4 protein-coding genes are annotated in these 17,455 nt (G+C 59.0%); all 4 read left to right on the top strand.

The features are described from left to right. The first annotated feature begins 540 nt into the window (after positions 1-540). The 4 genes from J7413_RS18425 to J7413_RS18410 all read left to right on the top strand — a co-directional run bounded on the left by J7413_RS18425 (position 541) and on the right by J7413_RS18410 (position 17,317). Positions 541-1,917 carry a TolC family protein gene (locus J7413_RS18425; protein ID WP_209100917.1) on the top strand — a complete coding sequence of 459 codons (1,377 nt, stop codon included), beginning with the start codon at positions 541-543 and terminating at the stop codon, positions 1,915-1,917. Between the two features lie 11 nt (positions 1,918-1,928). Continuing rightward, positions 1,929-4,088: a type I secretion system permease/ATPase gene (locus J7413_RS18420; protein ID WP_209100915.1), complete on the top strand. Its 2,160-nt coding sequence runs from the start codon at positions 1,929-1,931 to the stop codon at positions 4,086-4,088. An 8-nt stretch (positions 4,089-4,096) separates the two neighbouring features. Next, positions 4,097-5,410, top strand: a complete 1,314-nt coding sequence (locus J7413_RS18415; RefSeq protein WP_209100913.1) for an HlyD family type I secretion periplasmic adaptor subunit — start codon at positions 4,097-4,099, stop codon at positions 5,408-5,410. Positions 5,411-5,569: 159 nt separating this feature from the next. Continuing rightward, positions 5,570-17,317: an Ig-like domain-containing protein gene (locus J7413_RS18410; RefSeq protein ID WP_209100911.1), complete on the top strand. Its 11,748-nt coding sequence runs from the start codon at positions 5,570-5,572 to the stop codon at positions 17,315-17,317. Positions 17,318-17,455: the final 138 nt, after the last annotated feature.

Raw genomic sequence — 17,455 nt, 5'->3', positions numbered from 1 at the left:
TCCCGCCGTTGTGCGCCTCAGCGCCGCCGGTGAAGGGGGTTCTAAGGTTATCACCCAAAAGCCGCAAGCGCTTTTTCCAACTTTTTCCAAAAAATCACAAAAAACTTACAAAAACAAACAATAACAACACCTTACATAAAATCACACAACCAAAACATCGCCCAAACCCAACCCAAAACACCCAAAACACAACTTATCCACAAAACAACACACAGACTCACCAAAGACTCGGCCGCAGACTCACAACAAAAATCAGAACAATCTCCCAAAACACCCCAAGCAACAGCGAAAACAAACATCGGTATCGCGGCGGTATTACGTACGTATTGCGGAGGTGGAACAAAATACCCGAAAGAGCCAACGAACGCACAAAGCCGCAGAACGCAACGGGGGAACAGTGCGTACTGGGTGTGCAAATGAGAGTCTGGATGACGCTCATGGATTTGGAAGATTTGATTCAAAGGCGTGTTTTGTCGTATCGATAGGTAATTTCTAAACCCAATGTATTGTTCGTCACCTTTCTTGTGATCTGGTTCGCTTATGAAATGTACTATTGTCAGCGCGGTTATTGCGCTTTGTTCTTTCTCCCCCGCCACACCCGCTTTGGCTGACACTTTGGTCGATGCCATCTACAGCGCCGTCTCCAATAGCGAGGCACGCAATGCCGCGATTGCAGGCATCCAAGCGCAGGGGCGCATGATCAACGTCGCCCAAGGTGACAAGCGCGCGCAGGTGAATGTGTTTGGCAGCGCCGCCGCGGAATGGGTCGAAGATCCGACCCTCACACCGGCTGACAATCGCAGCACCAAATTTGCACGCATCATAGGTGTCGATGTTTCGGTCAATCTTCTGGATGGGATGCGCACAATGAATCGCATCTACCGAGAAGCCACATTGCTGGATGCAGAGATCATCCGACTGTCGGACGCCACAGAAACGCTCGCGCTGAATGCGGTGCAGGCCTACATTGACGTCATCCGCCATCGCAACATTGTGCAAGCCTCCCGGCGCAATGTGGCGCGGCATGCGGAAATCTCCCGACAGGTTGTCAGCCAGGTGGACGCCGGGAAGCTATCGGATGCGGATCGCTTTCGCGCCAATGACAAGCTTTTGGCGGCGCAACTGGCCCTGGCGGATGCAGAGGCTCAATTGGGCGATGCCAACTCTCAGTTTGAGCTGATCATTGGCAAGGCCCCGACAACCACCATGTCACGACAGTTTCACACCCATCCCCCGGCTTCCCGAGAGGCAGTGGAGACAGCGGCCGTGACCAACAGCTTTCAGATGCAGCTTGCCGCCAACGAAATACAGGCCCAAACCTATCAGGGCGCTATGGATGAAGCGGATTGGAAGCCAAAGATTGACGCCTTTATCGGGGCAGACATTGGCGCCAACCAAGAAGGGGCCACCGGCACAGACTCCACAGTTGCCGCCGGGGTGCGTCTGAACTGGACACTCTATAAAGGCAACACCCGCGAAGCCACACGGGCGCGCAACCGTGATCTGGTGATCCGCGGCCACTACCGCAAGAAACAGATCGAGAATGAAGTGCGTGATTTTGCCCGTCGGGCGTGGAACGCCTATCACTCGGCACGTGAGCGCAAGATGTTGTTGGATCGCTCCGTGTCCACCAACGAATTGATCGTGGATGCCTTTCGACAAGAATTTGAAGCCGCCAAGCGCCCCCTGCTTCAGGTGCTGGATGCAGAGCGCGCGCTGTTCAACCTGCGCATTCGCCAGATCAACGCGTCTGCAGCATATTATTATCAGGGCTACCGGGTGTTGGCTGCACAGAGCAAGCTGTCTGAACATTTTGGCCTGACCAAAGAAGGCCGCGTCTTGAATGCAGATTTTGAAACCCGTGTGAAGGCCAACCCAATGGGCGGGTTCAATATCTCTGCCCCTGCCCTCGATTGACGCCCAGCGCCGTGGTTGGTTCGGATCATCCCCCAGCGGAGAAAGCAGACACACATGCGCTGGCGCTGGTGGCTTGGCTGGCCCGTCATCACGGGCGTCCTTTTGTCAGAGATGCTGTGGTGGGGCGTCTGCCCCAGTGTTTTGAGCAAGATGGCGGGGCAGGGCTTGTGCGGGCCCTTGAGGTTGTGGGCCTTAAAGCGCGCAGCGTGACACGACGTCTTGCCCAGATCGACCCCGGCAGCCTGCCTGTGGTGCTGATGCGTAAAAAGGGGCCGCCCATAATTTTGGTGGGGCTGGACCGGCACCAAAAGAAAGCTGCGCTGGTTGACCCGGAAAGCAACACAAGTGAGACGCTGCCCACCCACACCCTGGCGCAAGACTTGACCGGTGAGGTCTTGCTGGTGGCCACAAAAGAGGTGCCGGCCCGTGCGCGACTTGCCCCGGATGCGCAAGATATTGTCCCGCAGGGGGGGCATTGGCTGTGGTCAGAGCTTGCACAGCACAAAGCGGCGTGGCTTCAGGTGTTCTTGGCAGCCTTTGGTGTGAACTTGGCGGGGCTGGCCCTGCCCATTTTTGTGATGAATGTGTTTGATCGCGTGATCCCCAATCTGGCCTTTGTCACATTGGTGACCCTGGCCATTGGTGTGGCTTTGGCGATTGGTCTGGATATGCTGTTGCGCCTGTTGCGCAGCGCAATCATCCAGAGGGTATCGCGGCGGGCGGATCTGTCGCTGGCCTCACGCTTGTTTCAGATGGCGCTGGCACAAAAAATTCTGGCGCGCACAGGCGGGGCCACCGGTGCGATCACCAATCTTCGAGATTTTGAAGTGGTGCGGGATTTCTTCACCTCCTCCACGCTGATTGCATTGATTGATCTGGCTTTTGTTGGGCTGTTTCTGGTGGTGCTGACAATGATCGTTGGGCCGCTGGCCTGGATCCCGATTGCCGCCATACCGGTGATGCTGACCATTGCGGTGTTGGCACAGGTGCCCATTGCCCGGTCTGCCCGACAGGCGCAGCAGATGACCGTGAAGCGCAATCAGGTGCTGATTGAGGCGCTGACGGGTTTGGAAACCGTGAAAACCATCGGCGCCGAGCCCGTATTGCAGCGGGAGTGGGAGAATGCGGTGGCCGCCTCTTCCCGTGTGACGGCGCAAACACGCAACTGGGCAAATTTCACAGGCTCTGCCACCGTGTTTGTGCAACAGGCGGTGAGCGCGGGGATCATTTGTTTGGGCGTGTTCCTGGTTGCGCGGGGCACAGTGACCATCGGGGCCTTGATTGCCGCCAATATCATGGCAGGGCGTATCCTTGCCCCTCTGGCCGGGATCACCCAGACGATATTCCGGGCGAATTTTGCACTCTGGTCGATGCGGTCGATCTCGCGCTTTGTGGACACAGAGACCGAAGCGCGCAGCGCCCTGCGCAGTGATCTACAAGTGCATGACGGCAAAGTGGCGCTGCGCAACGTCACATTTACCTATCCAGACATGCCGCACCCGGCAATAGTGGGGCTGTCCGCCTCCTTTGAGCCGGGCAGCACGACCGCGCTGTTGGGACGGATCGGATCGGGCAAGTCGACGTTGGGCAAACTGATCACAGGGCTGTATCAGCCGCAGGACGGCACGCTGCTGATTGATGATCACGAGATTGGGCAATTTGAGCCCGCTGCGGTGCGGGCGGGCATTGGCTATCTGCCGCAGGACCCGCTGTTGTTCACGGGCACGTTGCGCGAAAACGTGACGCTGGGGATGCCAGAGGCCACGGATGCGGAAATCATGCGGGCGCTGCATCTGGCTGGGATCGACGGGTTTGTTGCCGGATTGCCGGAGGGGCTTGGCTATTTTGCGGGCGAAAGAGGCGAGCGGCTGTCAGGCGGGCAGCGGCAGGCGCTGGCACTGGCGCGGCTGTTGATCCGGCGGCCAAAATTCCTGTTTCTGGACGAGCCGACCAATGCGATGGATCATGCCAGCGAGGCATTGGCGATTGAGCGGCTGCGGATCTTGCAGCGCGAGGGCGTGGGGATGGTGCTGTCCACCCACCGGATGTCGCTGGCGGCGCTGGCAGATCGGTTCATTGTGATTGAGCAGGGGCGCAAAATGCTGGACGGGCCCCGTGCGGAGGTGATGGCGCAGCTGGGACAGCGCGCCGATCATCAGGCCGCGGAGTGAGGGCACAGATGTTTTCACAACGGCTGGAAGATGACGCATTTGTAAACCGCCCCGGCGGGCAGGATGCCGGTCGCGGGCTTTGGGTGCTTTTGCTTTTGGTGATGGCCGTTTTGCTAGGTTTTGTGGTCTGGGCGGCGACGTTTGAAATTGAAGAAGTGACGCGGGCCTCTGGCCGGGTGGTGCCCAGTTCGCAGGTGCAAACGGTGCAGGCGCCGGAGGGCGGGATCGTGGCGGCGATCCATGTGGGCGAAGGCGATGTGGTGGCACCGGATCAGGTGTTGTTTGAGATTGATGACACAACGGTGCAGGCCAATCTTGGCGAATTGGAACAGCGGGAGCAGGCGCTGGCAACGGAGCTGATCCGCCTGCGGGCGGAAGCGGAGCGGGCAGATGCTCTGGCATTTCCAGACACCCGCGTCTGGAACCCACGGCTGGTGGCGGCGGAGCGGGCGATTTTTGACACCCGGCGTAGCCAGCTCGCGCTGGAGCTGAGCGCGCTGGCTGACCGGTTGTTGCAACGGGAGGCGGAGCTTGTGGAGCTGACCGCCCAGCGCGCGCGACTGGAGGCGATGGCAGATCCGTTGCGGCGGGAGGTGGAGATTTCGGAAGGGCTGTTTGCCAGCGGGTCGGTACCAGAAATAGAGATCCTGCGGCTGCGGGGACAGTTGGCGCAGATTGAGGGGGATATCACCGTATCAGAGGCCACCGAGCTGCGGGTGCGGGCCAGCATTGCGGAAACCGAAAAGCAAATCGAGTCTGCGCAGTCCTCTTATGGGTTGACGGCGCGGGAGCGGATTTCGATTGTGCTTGGCGATCTGGCGGTGGTCGAAGAGAGCCTGCGGGCGGCACGGGAGAGAGTGTCGCGCACCGATCTGCGCGCGCCGGTGCGGGGCACGGTCAATCGTATCAGTGTCAGCAATGTTGGCAGCGTGGTGCAGCCGGCGGTGATCCTTGCGGAAATTGTCCCATTAGATGACTCCCTACTTATAGAAGCGGAAGTCAGCCCGCGCGATCTGGCGTTTGTGCGGGTGGGGGCCGACGCTTCGGTCAAGATCACGGCATATGACTACCTGCGCTATGGTGATCTGCCGGCGCATGTAGAGCGGATCGGCGCGGACGCCCTCACCAATGCTGATGGTGTGCCCTATTTCCAAGTCATGCTGCGCACCGAGCGTACCGCGCTGAAAAGCGCGGATCGCCCTTTGGAGATTTCTCCCGGAATGGTGGCCAGCATCGATATCCAAAGTGGCCGCAAAACCGTGTTGGATTATCTGATCCGCCCGGTCTTGCGTGCACAGCATGAGGCACTGCGGGAAAGATGAGCACACATGGATCACGGGAGCAGCATGCACGCTAAAAGAGTCGCATTTAACCTTAATTCGCAGTAAACTTAACCATTATGTATTGAGCCGTACGGGCGACCCTCGCCCCTGATTTGAGCGGTGTTGTTTTGAGTATCGGTTGTTCCTGGGGGATCATCCATGAGTTTGAATGTATTTGGCAGCCAGCAAGGCAGCCCTGATGACTTTGTAATTTTTGCGGATGGGTCTGACATTCTGGCCCCTAACCTGGACGCGGTTTTTCAGGGACACTACTCGCAAGACGGTCAGGATCTGATCCTCACGTTTGAGGGGGACGCACCGTTGCGCATCGCCGGATATTTCTCTTTTGCGGAGCCCGCTGACCTGATCGCGCCCAATGGAGCCATTCTCAAGGGGGCCGACGTGGCCCGGCTGGCCGGGGCCGGCGTGGACACACGCATGGCCGCGCTGAAGACCGAAGTCGATCTTGGTGCGGCAGAGCTGACACAAACCGATCTGATCCAATCACAGGCGCAGACCACAGCAGAGGCCATTGGACAGGTCGATACAATTGCGGGTGTTGTGACTGTCACACGCGCAGATGGATCCACCGTGCGCTTGAACGAAGGCGGGTTGGTCTTTCAAGACGATGTTGTCCAAACCGGTGCCAGAAGCACGGTTTCATTGTTGTTTGTGGATGGCACGGTGTTCACCCTTGCCCCCGACAGCCGCATGATTCTGGATGAATTGATCTATGACCCCGGCGGGTCTGACGGCACCGCCGCCTTCAATCTCATTCAAGGCGGCTTTGTTTTTGTGGCCGGTCAGGTGGCGCGCGTGGGCGAAATGGAGGTGAACACACCGACTTCCACCATCGGCATTCGTGGCACCACCGTGGAGATCCGCATTGTGGTGGTCAACGGTGTCAGCGAGGTGATCGTGTCACTTCTGCCTGATTGGCCAGATGGCAATCTGGGACGTGTCGATCTGTTTGACCAGAACGGAGCCTTTGTCTCTACGCTTACAGATCCTGAAACCAGTTGGATTGTCTCTCCGATTGCTGGAGAAACCCGGCCCGTGCCGCGCGCTGACGTGGTTCAGGCCGACACCGACGCGCTGGTGACCCAGACAAATGACGCCACAGAGCGCGCTGAACTTCGGCTCGAAAACCTTGGCACCTATATTGACTTCAATGGCGCGGGCACAGGCGAAGGCGCACCAGATGGTGGCGGCCAGACGGCACCGGGCGACGACGCGCCGCCCCCTGCCCCGGCACCGCAAGATGGAGGCGAGGGCGACGACGGCCAATCCGTACAACCACCACAAGGTCAAGACCCTGACAGCCAAGATCCGGGGGATACAGAAGGGGGCGAGGATGCACCTCCGCCTCCAGGTGACGGGGATGCGGAGGGAGAAGACGACGCATCGCTGCAACCTGACGCACAGCAGGATTTTGCGGAGACCACAGACACCGAGCCGGGTGACGGGGATGCAGAAAACATCGCCGCGCTGGCGTTGGCACAGTTGGATGCGGGCGAAGGGGAAGCCGGTCTTGAAGGGGTGACCAATGTGGTCACGGGCGACGATGGATCAGGCGAGGGCGCTTTGGGCGCCGCTGATCCCGGCCTTGGGCCGGGCAGCGCCCCCCCAGCTGAAAGCGGCTTTGGCAGTGACCCTGGTCTTGGTGCCACCGGTGGGTTTGATGGCCCCGATGCGGGTGCGGGCGGCGATGGTGCGCCCGCTGCACCGATTGGTGGCCCATCGGACGGGGCATCGGACGGGTCGCAGGGAGGAGGACCAGACTCCGCACGCATAGGCGGAGTGATCACGCCCGCCGCCGCCGATCTGGAGGCGGATGTTTTGGAAGACACCTCTTTGGTCATTGCCCTGCAAGACGCGGTGACAGACGCCAGCGGCACCCCGTTGACCTTTGCGATGGAGGGCGCGCCTGCCCATGGCACGGTCACGGTGGGGGTGGAGGGCGCGCTTACCTATACGCCGGATCCGGATTTCGCTGGCACAGACAGTTTCACCTATTCCGTTGAAAATGTCCTTGGCGGGACGGACACCGGCATTGTGACACTGACGGTTGAAGGGGTGAACGATGCCCCTGTCGCGGGGGATGACAGCGGCGAGGTGGCGCCGTTCAATGTGGCCATTGAGATCCCGATGGCCACATTGCTGGCCAATGACACCGATGGCGACCCGGAACTTAACCAGCCGCTGGAGATTGTGGCCGTCGGGGATGCAGAAGGGGGCACTGTGGCCATGGGGGATGGCATGGTGCGCTTTACGCCAGAGGCTGATTATGCGGGCCCAGCGCGCTTTCGCTATGACGTGTCAGATGGTGCGGGCGGCGTAACCAGCGCCACGGTCACCCTGACGGTGGCTGCAAACACGCCGCCGGTTGCCCCCGCCCAAACCTTCACTGTGGCCGAAGATGCTTCGCGCTCTTTGACAGTGCTGGGGGCTGCGCGCGATGCGGATGGGCACACACTGACGCTTGCTGGAATTGGTCAGCCCACCAATGGCGCGGTTGCGATCTCTGCCGATGGCGCGGTGACCTATACACCAGCGGCGGATTTCAACGGCAGCGACAGTTTCACCTATACCATTGCCGACGGCAATGGCGGCTTTGCCACTGGGTTGGTGCTGGTGACGGTGACCCCGGTGAACGATGCCCCCGTCGCGGGGGATGACACCGGCAGCACCGACGAAGACACCGCGGTGCTGATTGATGTGCTGGGCAATGACACGGATGTGGAGGGCGGCGCGCTGTTTGTCAGCGCCATCACCGATCCGGCTCATGGCACGGTGACGATCGATGGCGCGGGCCTGCTGCGCTATACCCCGGATGCGGATTTCAACGGCAGCGACGCGTTCACCTACACTGTGTCTGATGGCGACGGCGGTGTGGATATGGGCACTGTTCTTGTGACGGTGGCGCCGGTCAATGATGCGCCGGTGGCGCAGGATGATCTGGTAACCACCTCGGAAGATGTGGCTGTGACCTTTGAAGTGACGGGCAACGACAGCGATGCAGATGGCGATGACATTGCGGTGAGTGATGTCAGCGCGGCCAGCAATGGAACGGTAGAGCTGACCACAGAGGGTGATCTGCGCTACACACCAGAGCCGGGCTTTTTTGGATCTGACAGCTTCAGCTACACCATCACCGACGGGACCGGGGCGAGTGCCACAGCCACGGTGCGGGTGACGGTGGCTTTGGTCAATCTGGCACCGGAGGCGGGCAATGACAGTTATGGGCTGACTGAGGATGGCAGCCTCACAGTGACCGCGGGCGATGGCGTTTTGGCCAATGACAGCGACCCGGATGGGGATGCGCTGAGCGTGAGCCTGCAAAGCGACGTGTCACATGGTGTGCTGAGCCTCGGCGCGGATGGCAGCTTTACCTATACGCCGGATGCGGATTTCAACGGGGTTGATGGGTTTGCCTATACCGTGAGCGATGGCTTTGGCGGCAGCGATGTGAGCGAGGTGGTGCTGACCATTGCGGCGGTGAATGACGCGCCGGTGGCGGCGGCAGATGGCGGGTTTTTCACCCCGCGCAACACGGCGCTGATCCTGAATGCCGAAACGCTTCTGACCAATGACACGGATGGCGACCCGGAGCTTGTGCAGGCGTTATCAGTGGTCTCTGTTGAGGGGGCCGTGGGGGGGACGGTTGCGCTGGTTGGGGGCACCATCACCTTCATACCGGAGACGGATTTTGAAGGGGCTGCGCAGTTTTCCTATGACATTGTTGATGCTGCCGGGGGCGCGGCGACGGGCACGGTGACCCTGTCGGTGGGCGGCAATCGCCTGCCGGTGGCGGGCGGCTACGGCGCGGTGAGCACCAATGAGGACAGTTCGGTCTATATCCCGTTTTTTGCCAATGACAGCGACCCGGATGGCGACACGCTGACCCTTGCGGCTCTGGGCACGCCCGCGCACGGGAGCGTGGGGTTTGACGGGGAGGGATACCTTTACACGCCGGATGCGGATTTCAACGGGGTTGATGCCTTCAGCTATACGATTGATGATGGCAATGGCGGGCAGGCGACCGGGGTTGTCACGGTCACCGTGCTGCCGGTCAACGACGCCCCAACGGCCAATGACGATGCGGGCTTTGCCACTGGCTTTGGTGCGGATCTGGTGCTGGAGGCGGCCCAGCTGCTGGCCAATGACGTCGATCCCGAGGGGGACACGCTGAGCCTCACCAGCGTGGGAAATGCGGTTGGCGGGACTGTGGCGCTTGTGGGCACGACCGTGACCTTTACGCCCAGCGCGGGCCAGACGGGGGCGGCGCAATTTGACTATGCCATATCCGATGGCAATGGCGGTGTGGGGACGGGGACGGTGTTTCTCACCATTGGTGCCAATCAGCCCCCTGTGGCCGCCGCGGACAGTTTTACCACCACAGAATCCGAAGACATCACCGGCAACATCTTTGCCGACAATGGCGCGGGGGGGGATTTTGACCCTGAGGGTGGCGGGCTGACTTTGGTCTCTGCCACAGACAACGCCGGCGGCGACATTCGAATTGATGGCATTCAAGTCACCCTGCCCTCTGGCGCCAGCTTGCGTCTGGCTGCGGATGGGAGTTTTGAATTTGACCCCGGCGGCGCGGCGGACGCCCGCTCCGATTTTGAGCAATTGGGCCTTGGGGACACGCTGGAAGAAAGTTTCAGCTATGTGATCGCAGACCCAAGCGGCGCGCAGGCCACGGGGCAGGTCACCATAGAGGTGACAGGCGAAAACGATGCGCCGGTCCCAACGCTGGATGAATACACGGTATCTGAGGACAGCAGCATTGGCGGCAACGCCCTGACCGACACCACCACAGGCAGTGCGGATGCCGACCCGGATGGCGACAGCTTCACCCTGACCGCCATCAATGGCAGCGCCTTGGCTGATGCAGATGAGGACAGCGCCACCGCAGGCACGCAGGTTACCGTTGGGGATGGTGGCCAGTTGACGATCTTTGCCGATGGCAGTTTTACCTTTGACACAGCGGGGGCCTATGACGCGCTTGGCGATGGGGTGGGCCAATTGGTGTCACGTTTGCAGTCCGTGCTTTACACGGTGACTGACGCCAATGGGGCCAGTGCCAGCGAAACCCTGCGCTTTGTCATTCAGGGGGTGAACGATGCGCCAACCGCAAACAATGATACGAACAGTACCGATGCCGGTATCCCGGTTGTCATCGATGTGATCAGCAACGACAGCGACGCAGAGGGCGACGCCCTTTCGGTGCAATCCGTGGGTGCAGCCAGCAACGGCACCACGGAAATCACAGGAACCGGCGCCGTCACCTACACCCCAGATGCCGCGTTTTCCGGCGTAGACAGCTTCACCTACACGCTGCGTGACGCCCAAGGCGACACAGCCACCGCGACGGTGACTGTGTCGGTGGCCCAACCCAATCGCGATCCGGTGGCAGAGGCGGACAGCTATAGTGTTGTCGAAGATGGCGCGCTGTCCGTTCCAGCCGCAACCGGGGCGCTGGCAAATGACAGCGATCCAGATGGCGACAGCCTGCAAGCGCGGCTGTTGAGCGACGTGTCGCATGGCACGCTGACCTTCAATCCGGATGGCAGTTTTGCCTATGCGCCTGATTTGAATTTCAACGGGTCTGACAATTTCACCTATGAGGTGGAGGACGGCAATGGCGGCACCGCCAGCGCCACCATCAATATCAATATCACCGCAGCGATTGACCCGGTTGTGCTACAGAATGTGACCGGAGACGACTTTATTGATGTCTCAGAACAATTGTCACCGATCACCGTTGCGGGCAATGCCGAACCTGACGGCGAAGTGACCGTTGATTTTGGCGGCACAATCGCCACCGCCGATGTGGCGCCAGATGGGCAATTTTCGGTGGATTTCCTCCCCGAGGATCTGCCGGATGCCCCCAGTTTTCAGGTGAGCGTGAGCTCTGTGGATGCCTTTGGCAACGCCAGTGGCAGCACCAGCAAAGTGGTGAGCATTGAACAGCTTGCCGGAACGCTGAATTTGACAGTAGCAGGGTCGGCCACCACCGAAGCCGATCCGCCCCAGAGTTTTGATCTGATGTTTGGGGACATGCCGGAAGCGGCGCTTTTTGAGGTCAACGAAGGGGTCACCTCTGCCCGGGCACCAAACATCAACACCGCCACCGAGATCCGTTTTACCGCAGAGGATGGCCGCAGCTTTGCCTTTACCGGCACTGGGCTAGATTATGACGCGGGGATTGGTGTGTTGACCGGGCTGCAAGTTGGCACCGCCGGGGACGCTGACTTTATCCTGGGGTCTGGTTTTGCCTTCACTGTGGCGGGGCTGAAGGAGGCGATCAGCAACAGCATTGTGGGGGGCAATTTTGTTGATGGGCCGCTTGAAGCCTTTTTCGGAGCTTTCCCGTGGACCTACAATGGGTCAGATGAAGACGACTGGATTTCGGTGAACGAAACCACGGAGTCCGATGATATTTTCCATGGCAACGGCGGTGATGATCGGGCTGACTTTGGCCTTGGTGATGACCAATACTTCGGCGGCGCAGGAAATGACATTTTCAGCGACACCGATGGCAACAACAGTTTTGATGGTGGGCCAGAGGGCGTCGATCAAGTCACCTATGCCGAAGCAGAAGGCGCGGTGGACGTTGATCTGAATGCGGGGCGTGCTGAGAAGTCAGATGGCACGCTTGATACGCTGAGCCAAATTGAAGGGGTCGAAGGATCGCTGTTTGCGGATTCCATTCAATTGCAGGATGGAAATCTGGGCAATCGCGTGCGCGGATTGCAGGGCAATGACACATTGACCGGGGGCGTGGGCGGGTTTGACCAAGTCGCCTATGATCAGGACAGCCGCTACACGATCAACACTGTCGGCGTCACCGTGAACCTTGCGATTGGCATCGCCTTCGACCTCTTTGGTGACACCGATGTATTGGCCGGGTTTGAAAGTGTTCTGGCCACCGAGTTTAACGACATTCTGACCGCAGCCGACACAGGATCCAGTCTGTTTGCCGGTGACGGCAACGACACGGCCTTGTCTGGCGACGGCAATGATCTGTTTGAATTGGGCGCGGGTCAGGACACGTTGGTTTACACGCAGGGTTTTGACTTTGTTCAGGATTTCAACGTCGATGAAGACACTTTGGTGTTCTCTGGCTTTGCCCTGGCGAATTTTGACAGCCTCGTCGCGGCAGAATTTGACGATGGCACCACCCTTGGCACCATCCTGACCTTCGAAGGCGACGGCGGGATCGGCTACACGCTTGTGCTGGCGGGCGTGACCACCGATGAGATTGCCGCCCTCTTGGAGATGCCTGAGTTCTATGGATCGCCGTCTGACGACATCATCGAGCTGGTCACGGTAAGCGGCGCAGAACATCTGATCTATGCCTCAGAAGGCAATGACACTTATATTTTCACCAACAACACCGACGGGGCGTATCAGGCGATTTTATACAATGTGGCCGCGCTTGAGCTGCCGCCCATCACCGCCAATCTGAATGTGGACGCCGCCACAAACACAATCGACAAGGGCGATGCGGGCACAGATACTTTGGTTGATCTGGCAAACGTGGTGCGGTCAGGCTTTGGCGTGACCGGAACGCAGGGCGATGACACTTACAATGTGACCCTCAGCGCCTCAGAAGATGGGTTCATCGGTATTTTCGGCGAGGGCGGTGACGATACGGTCAACCTGTTTGGCGGTCAGGGCTGGGTGCGCATCAACGCAGGCGTCAATGGCGCAGATGTTACGGCGGATCTGGGCGCAGGCACGGTGAGTTCGACCGAAGGCAGTTTTGTGATTAACAGGTTGGGTGACACCTCTGATGTGACCCTCAATCTGCGCACCTTTGCGGGCAATGACACGGTGATTGGCAGCGAAGGCCGCGATGCGATCATTCTGGGGCCGGGCATCGACAGCGCCGACGCGCGCGGGGGCACTGACACCATTCAGTATAACCGGTATGACATTGATGCCGGGGTCACTGTCAATCTGGCGACGGGCATTGCCACCGGGACCTGGGCGGGGCGGGCCTTCACCCATACGCTCAGCAATTTTGAGCGCGTCAGAGGCTCTGATTTTGCAGATCATCTGACAGCATCGGAGAGCGGCAGCCGATTGCGCGGGTTTGGCGGGGACAACACGCTGATTGGGGGCTCTGGCCAGGACACCCTTTGGGGATGGGAAGGCGATGAAGTTTTTGACAGTTCGCGCGGCAGCACAGAGACGCAGGGGTTTGGCGACCTGATCGAGCCCTGGAGCGGGCGTGACACCATTATTGGCCATCAGGCGCATTGGGAAAGTGGCGAGGGCATCGAAATTGGCTATTGGAACCTGACAGGCACCGGTGGCTTGCAGGTGACGCTTGGTTTGGAGGGGTCTGGCACGGTTGTCTCCAACGTCGCGGGTGTTGTGAACGACACGTTCACCTATGCCAATTTCCTGCGCGCAACCGATGAAAATGACCGGATTGTGGGCGCGGACTCCTACGGTGTCCCCAATGAAAGCTTCAACCTGCGTGGTGGGGACGGCAATGACACGATCATCGGGGGCGGTGGGCGTGAGAACATGCGCGGCGAGGATGGGGATGATCTTCTGGATGCGTCCGGCGGCAGCATCGAAAATCAGTTCTGGGGAGACTTCGTGCGCCCGGGGGCGGGCATGGACCGGGTGATCGGGCATCAGGCGCTGTGGGAAGGTGGCGATGGCATCGACATCAGCTATGAGGATGTGGATGGCACGGATGGGGTGGTCATCACCGTGGGCGCGCTTGGCAGTGGAACGGTGGTGTCCAATGCCGCTGGCGTGGTCAACGACACATTCACCTACACCCATTACTTTGGCGGCACCCATGGCAATGATCTGTTCACCGGATCTGACCATGTGTCTGAGGGATGGATCCCGTTTGCCGGTAGGGACACCATCAACGGCGGCGCAGGGGAGGACAAGCTCAGCTATCTTTGGGACGGCGAAGACGGCGGCAGCATGGGGGTCACGATCAACGCGCAAACCGGCACGGCGATTGACCCATTTGGCGACACCGATGTTTTTACATCAATTGAAAGGTTTAGGGGCACCGATTTTGACGACACGATCATCGGCTCCACCAATGATGAAGAGTTTGAGTTGGAAGGCGGGGCGGACCAGCTGACCTATGTGGGGGGCTATGACTTTGTCGATGATTTTGTGGTGGGAGAAGACACCCTGCAATTTTCCGGAGATCCGCTGACTTACATTGGCACCTTGAATATTGTCAGCCGGTCCAACGGACCAGGCCATTCGTTCCGGTTTGATACGGATTTTGATGACAGCTTCGATACTGCGTTTGAGCTGACACTAAAAGATGTATCGATTGAAGGCATGTATCAGATCCTGAGCGGCACGAGCTTCACGCCGGTCAATATCGTGGGCAGCTTTGGACGCGCGGATTACTTTGGCACACCCGGTGATGACAGCATTGCAATTGGCGGCAACGACGGGGACCGTGAAAAAATCCACGCCAGTGCGGGCGAGGACACCTATGACTTCTCCGCAAGCACAAACACGACGTTCACCGATCTTGCCTATGACAAACTGGGCCCGGTTGGGATCACGGCAGAGCTTGATTTCAACCAGAGCACCAATACCGTGGACAAAGGCGTCGCGGGCACCGACACCCTGATCAATGCGGCCAGCACGGCAAGTGCCGAAGGGCTTTTCCTGATTGATGGGGATGGGGACGACACCTACAACATCACGCAACATGCAAGCGACAGCACGTGGATTGGCGTCGCGCACAGCCTAGGACATGACACGATAAACTTCACCGGCACGGGTGACGGCGGGGGCACTTTCCGCGTGTCCCTAGGCAGCAGTGATGATGATGTGACAGGCGATCTGGCCGCCGGGAGTTTCACCGAAGGTAACGATGAGAGCGTGACCGTCAACCTGTCTGGAGATCTCTCTACAACCCGCATCGATATACAGACCCGAAACGGGGATGATTTTGTCTTTGGCAACGATCTTAACAACCGGTTCATTCTGGGCAGCGGGGATGACTTTGCCGATGCCCGTGAAGGCTGGGATGTCATTCGCTACAACCGCAGCGGTGTGGAAACCGGGGTGACGGTCAGTCTTGCGGCTGGCACCGCCACAGGCGTTTGGGATGGCGAAGCCTTTGCGCATACTTTGGTCAATTTCGAAGAAATCCATGGCTCTTGGTATGGCGATACGTTGATCGCCAATGATCTGGACAACCGTCTGGAAGGCCGGGGCGGCGATGATGTTTTGATTGGCGGGGCGGGCAATGACACACTGGAAAGTCGCGATGCGGGGCAGTCTGTTCTGATCGGCAATGGCGGCGATGATGAATATCGCCTCGGAGGGGACAGCAACCTGATTGTCTATTCCGGGGGCAATGATTTTGTGAGCGGCTTTGACCCCAATGTCGACATGCTGCAATGGGACAGCGCGCTTGTTGGGATGTCTTTCACTAAGATTGAGTATGTCTTTGACGGGGATACACGCGTGCGGTTTGCATTTGACGATGGAGTCGGAGGCACATTTGGCATCGACTTTGAGTCCACCACCAGCGCCGACGCCGATGTCATCATCTCGAATATGACCAATCAGGCCAACTATATCATTGGCACCACCGGCACAGATGACATCGAAGGCACCACTGGTAATGATGACATCAACCCACTGGGCAACACTGGTGAGGCTGATGACGAAATCTCGGGGTCTGAAGGTGACGACACCATTCGCTTTACGCAGGCGAGCGAGGACAGCTGGTATTTCATCAGCTATGCAGACCCGCTGTTTTCTAACATCACCCTAGACCTTGATCTGCAGAATAACTCTGGCACGGTCGACAAAGGCGTCGCCGGGTTTGACACTTTGGTTGACCCGCTGAACGTGGACGGAGGGATTGGTTTTGCGGGCACAGACGGCGATGACACATACAACATCGCGTTCAATGCGACCGAGCGCAGTTGGCTCAGTCTGGATGCGGCAGGCGGTTCTGATGTGGTGAACCTCACCGGGGGCGATGGGCGGCTGCGCCTGAATTTTTATGACGGCGATGTCAGTGCCGATCTTAGCCAGATCCATCTGGGCACGCCCGGCACCATGAGTTCGAGCAACGGAAGCCAGTACACAATTAATGCCGATGGCGATTTCACATATACGGTGATTGAATTGCGTTCTGTTGGCGGCAATGACACGCTGATTGGCAGCGAATTTGGAGATCGCTTTATTCTGGGCGCAGGCACGGACAGCGCAGACGGGCGCGGCGATATCGACCGAGTCCGGTACAATCGTGGTGACGTTGACAGCGGCGTGACCGTCGATCTGCAGGCTGGTGTCGCAACCGGAACATGGGATGGCAGCGCCTTTGTGCATACGCTTCAGAATATTGAAATTGTGGACGGCTCCGCGTTTGACGATCAGTTGACGGCGCTCGACGCAGGCTACAGCGAACTGCAGGGCCATGCCGGGGATGATGTTTTGAACCGTTCGGACTTTGAAGAGGATTTAACCGACGGGGGCGACGGGCGCGACACGCTGGTGCAGACCAGCTCGGGCAGTTTTGACTTCACAGGGTTTAATGTGCGCGGCCACTATCGTGACATCGAGGTTCTGAGTTTTGAAAACGGTGGCAGTGACACTGTCACCCTGTCGCTCGCGGCGGTGATGGATTTGTCTGAAACAGCGGATGCGCTGCTTGAGAGTGCATTTGGCGCGGATGCAGAGAACAGCATCACGGTTCTGGGGGATCCCGGTGATCGCCTGACGCTGGAAGACACAGGCTTTAGCCAGACCGGATCCATGAGCGACGGCGAGGGGCGCACGCTGGATGTATATCAATTCGATGGCGGCGCAGGCATTCTGGCGATTGTCGCTGTGGATCAGGATGTGTCCGTCGAAGGCGGCGCCGCCAGCACCTGACCCACATCTGAAACACGTTTGCGCGCGCCCCGATCTGCTGGCCTCTCATTCCATGCAAATTGACCAAATGATCGCAAAAGCGCTTTGGCGCTGACCGAATTTAACCGCATTTCCACTCTATCTTTCTAGCTGGTGGGG

The organism is Shimia sp. R10_1, from assembly GCF_017744095.1.
Lineage (GTDB): Bacteria > Pseudomonadota > Alphaproteobacteria > Rhodobacterales > Rhodobacteraceae > Shimia.
This window is presented reverse-complemented; position numbering and strand designations above follow the sequence as displayed.

Excerpts from the sequence above, each read along its gene's own strand:
- J7413_RS18425 (WP_209100917.1), top strand. The coding sequence starts at position 541 with ATGAAATGTACTATTGTCAGCGCGGTTATTGCGCTTTGTTCTTTCTCC.
- J7413_RS18415 (WP_209100913.1), top strand. The coding sequence starts at position 4,097 with ATGTTTTCACAACGGCTGGAAGATGACGCATTTGTAAACCGCCCCGGC.
- J7413_RS18410 (WP_209100911.1), top strand. The coding sequence starts at position 5,570 with ATGAGTTTGAATGTATTTGGCAGCCAGCAAGGCAGCCCTGATGACTTT.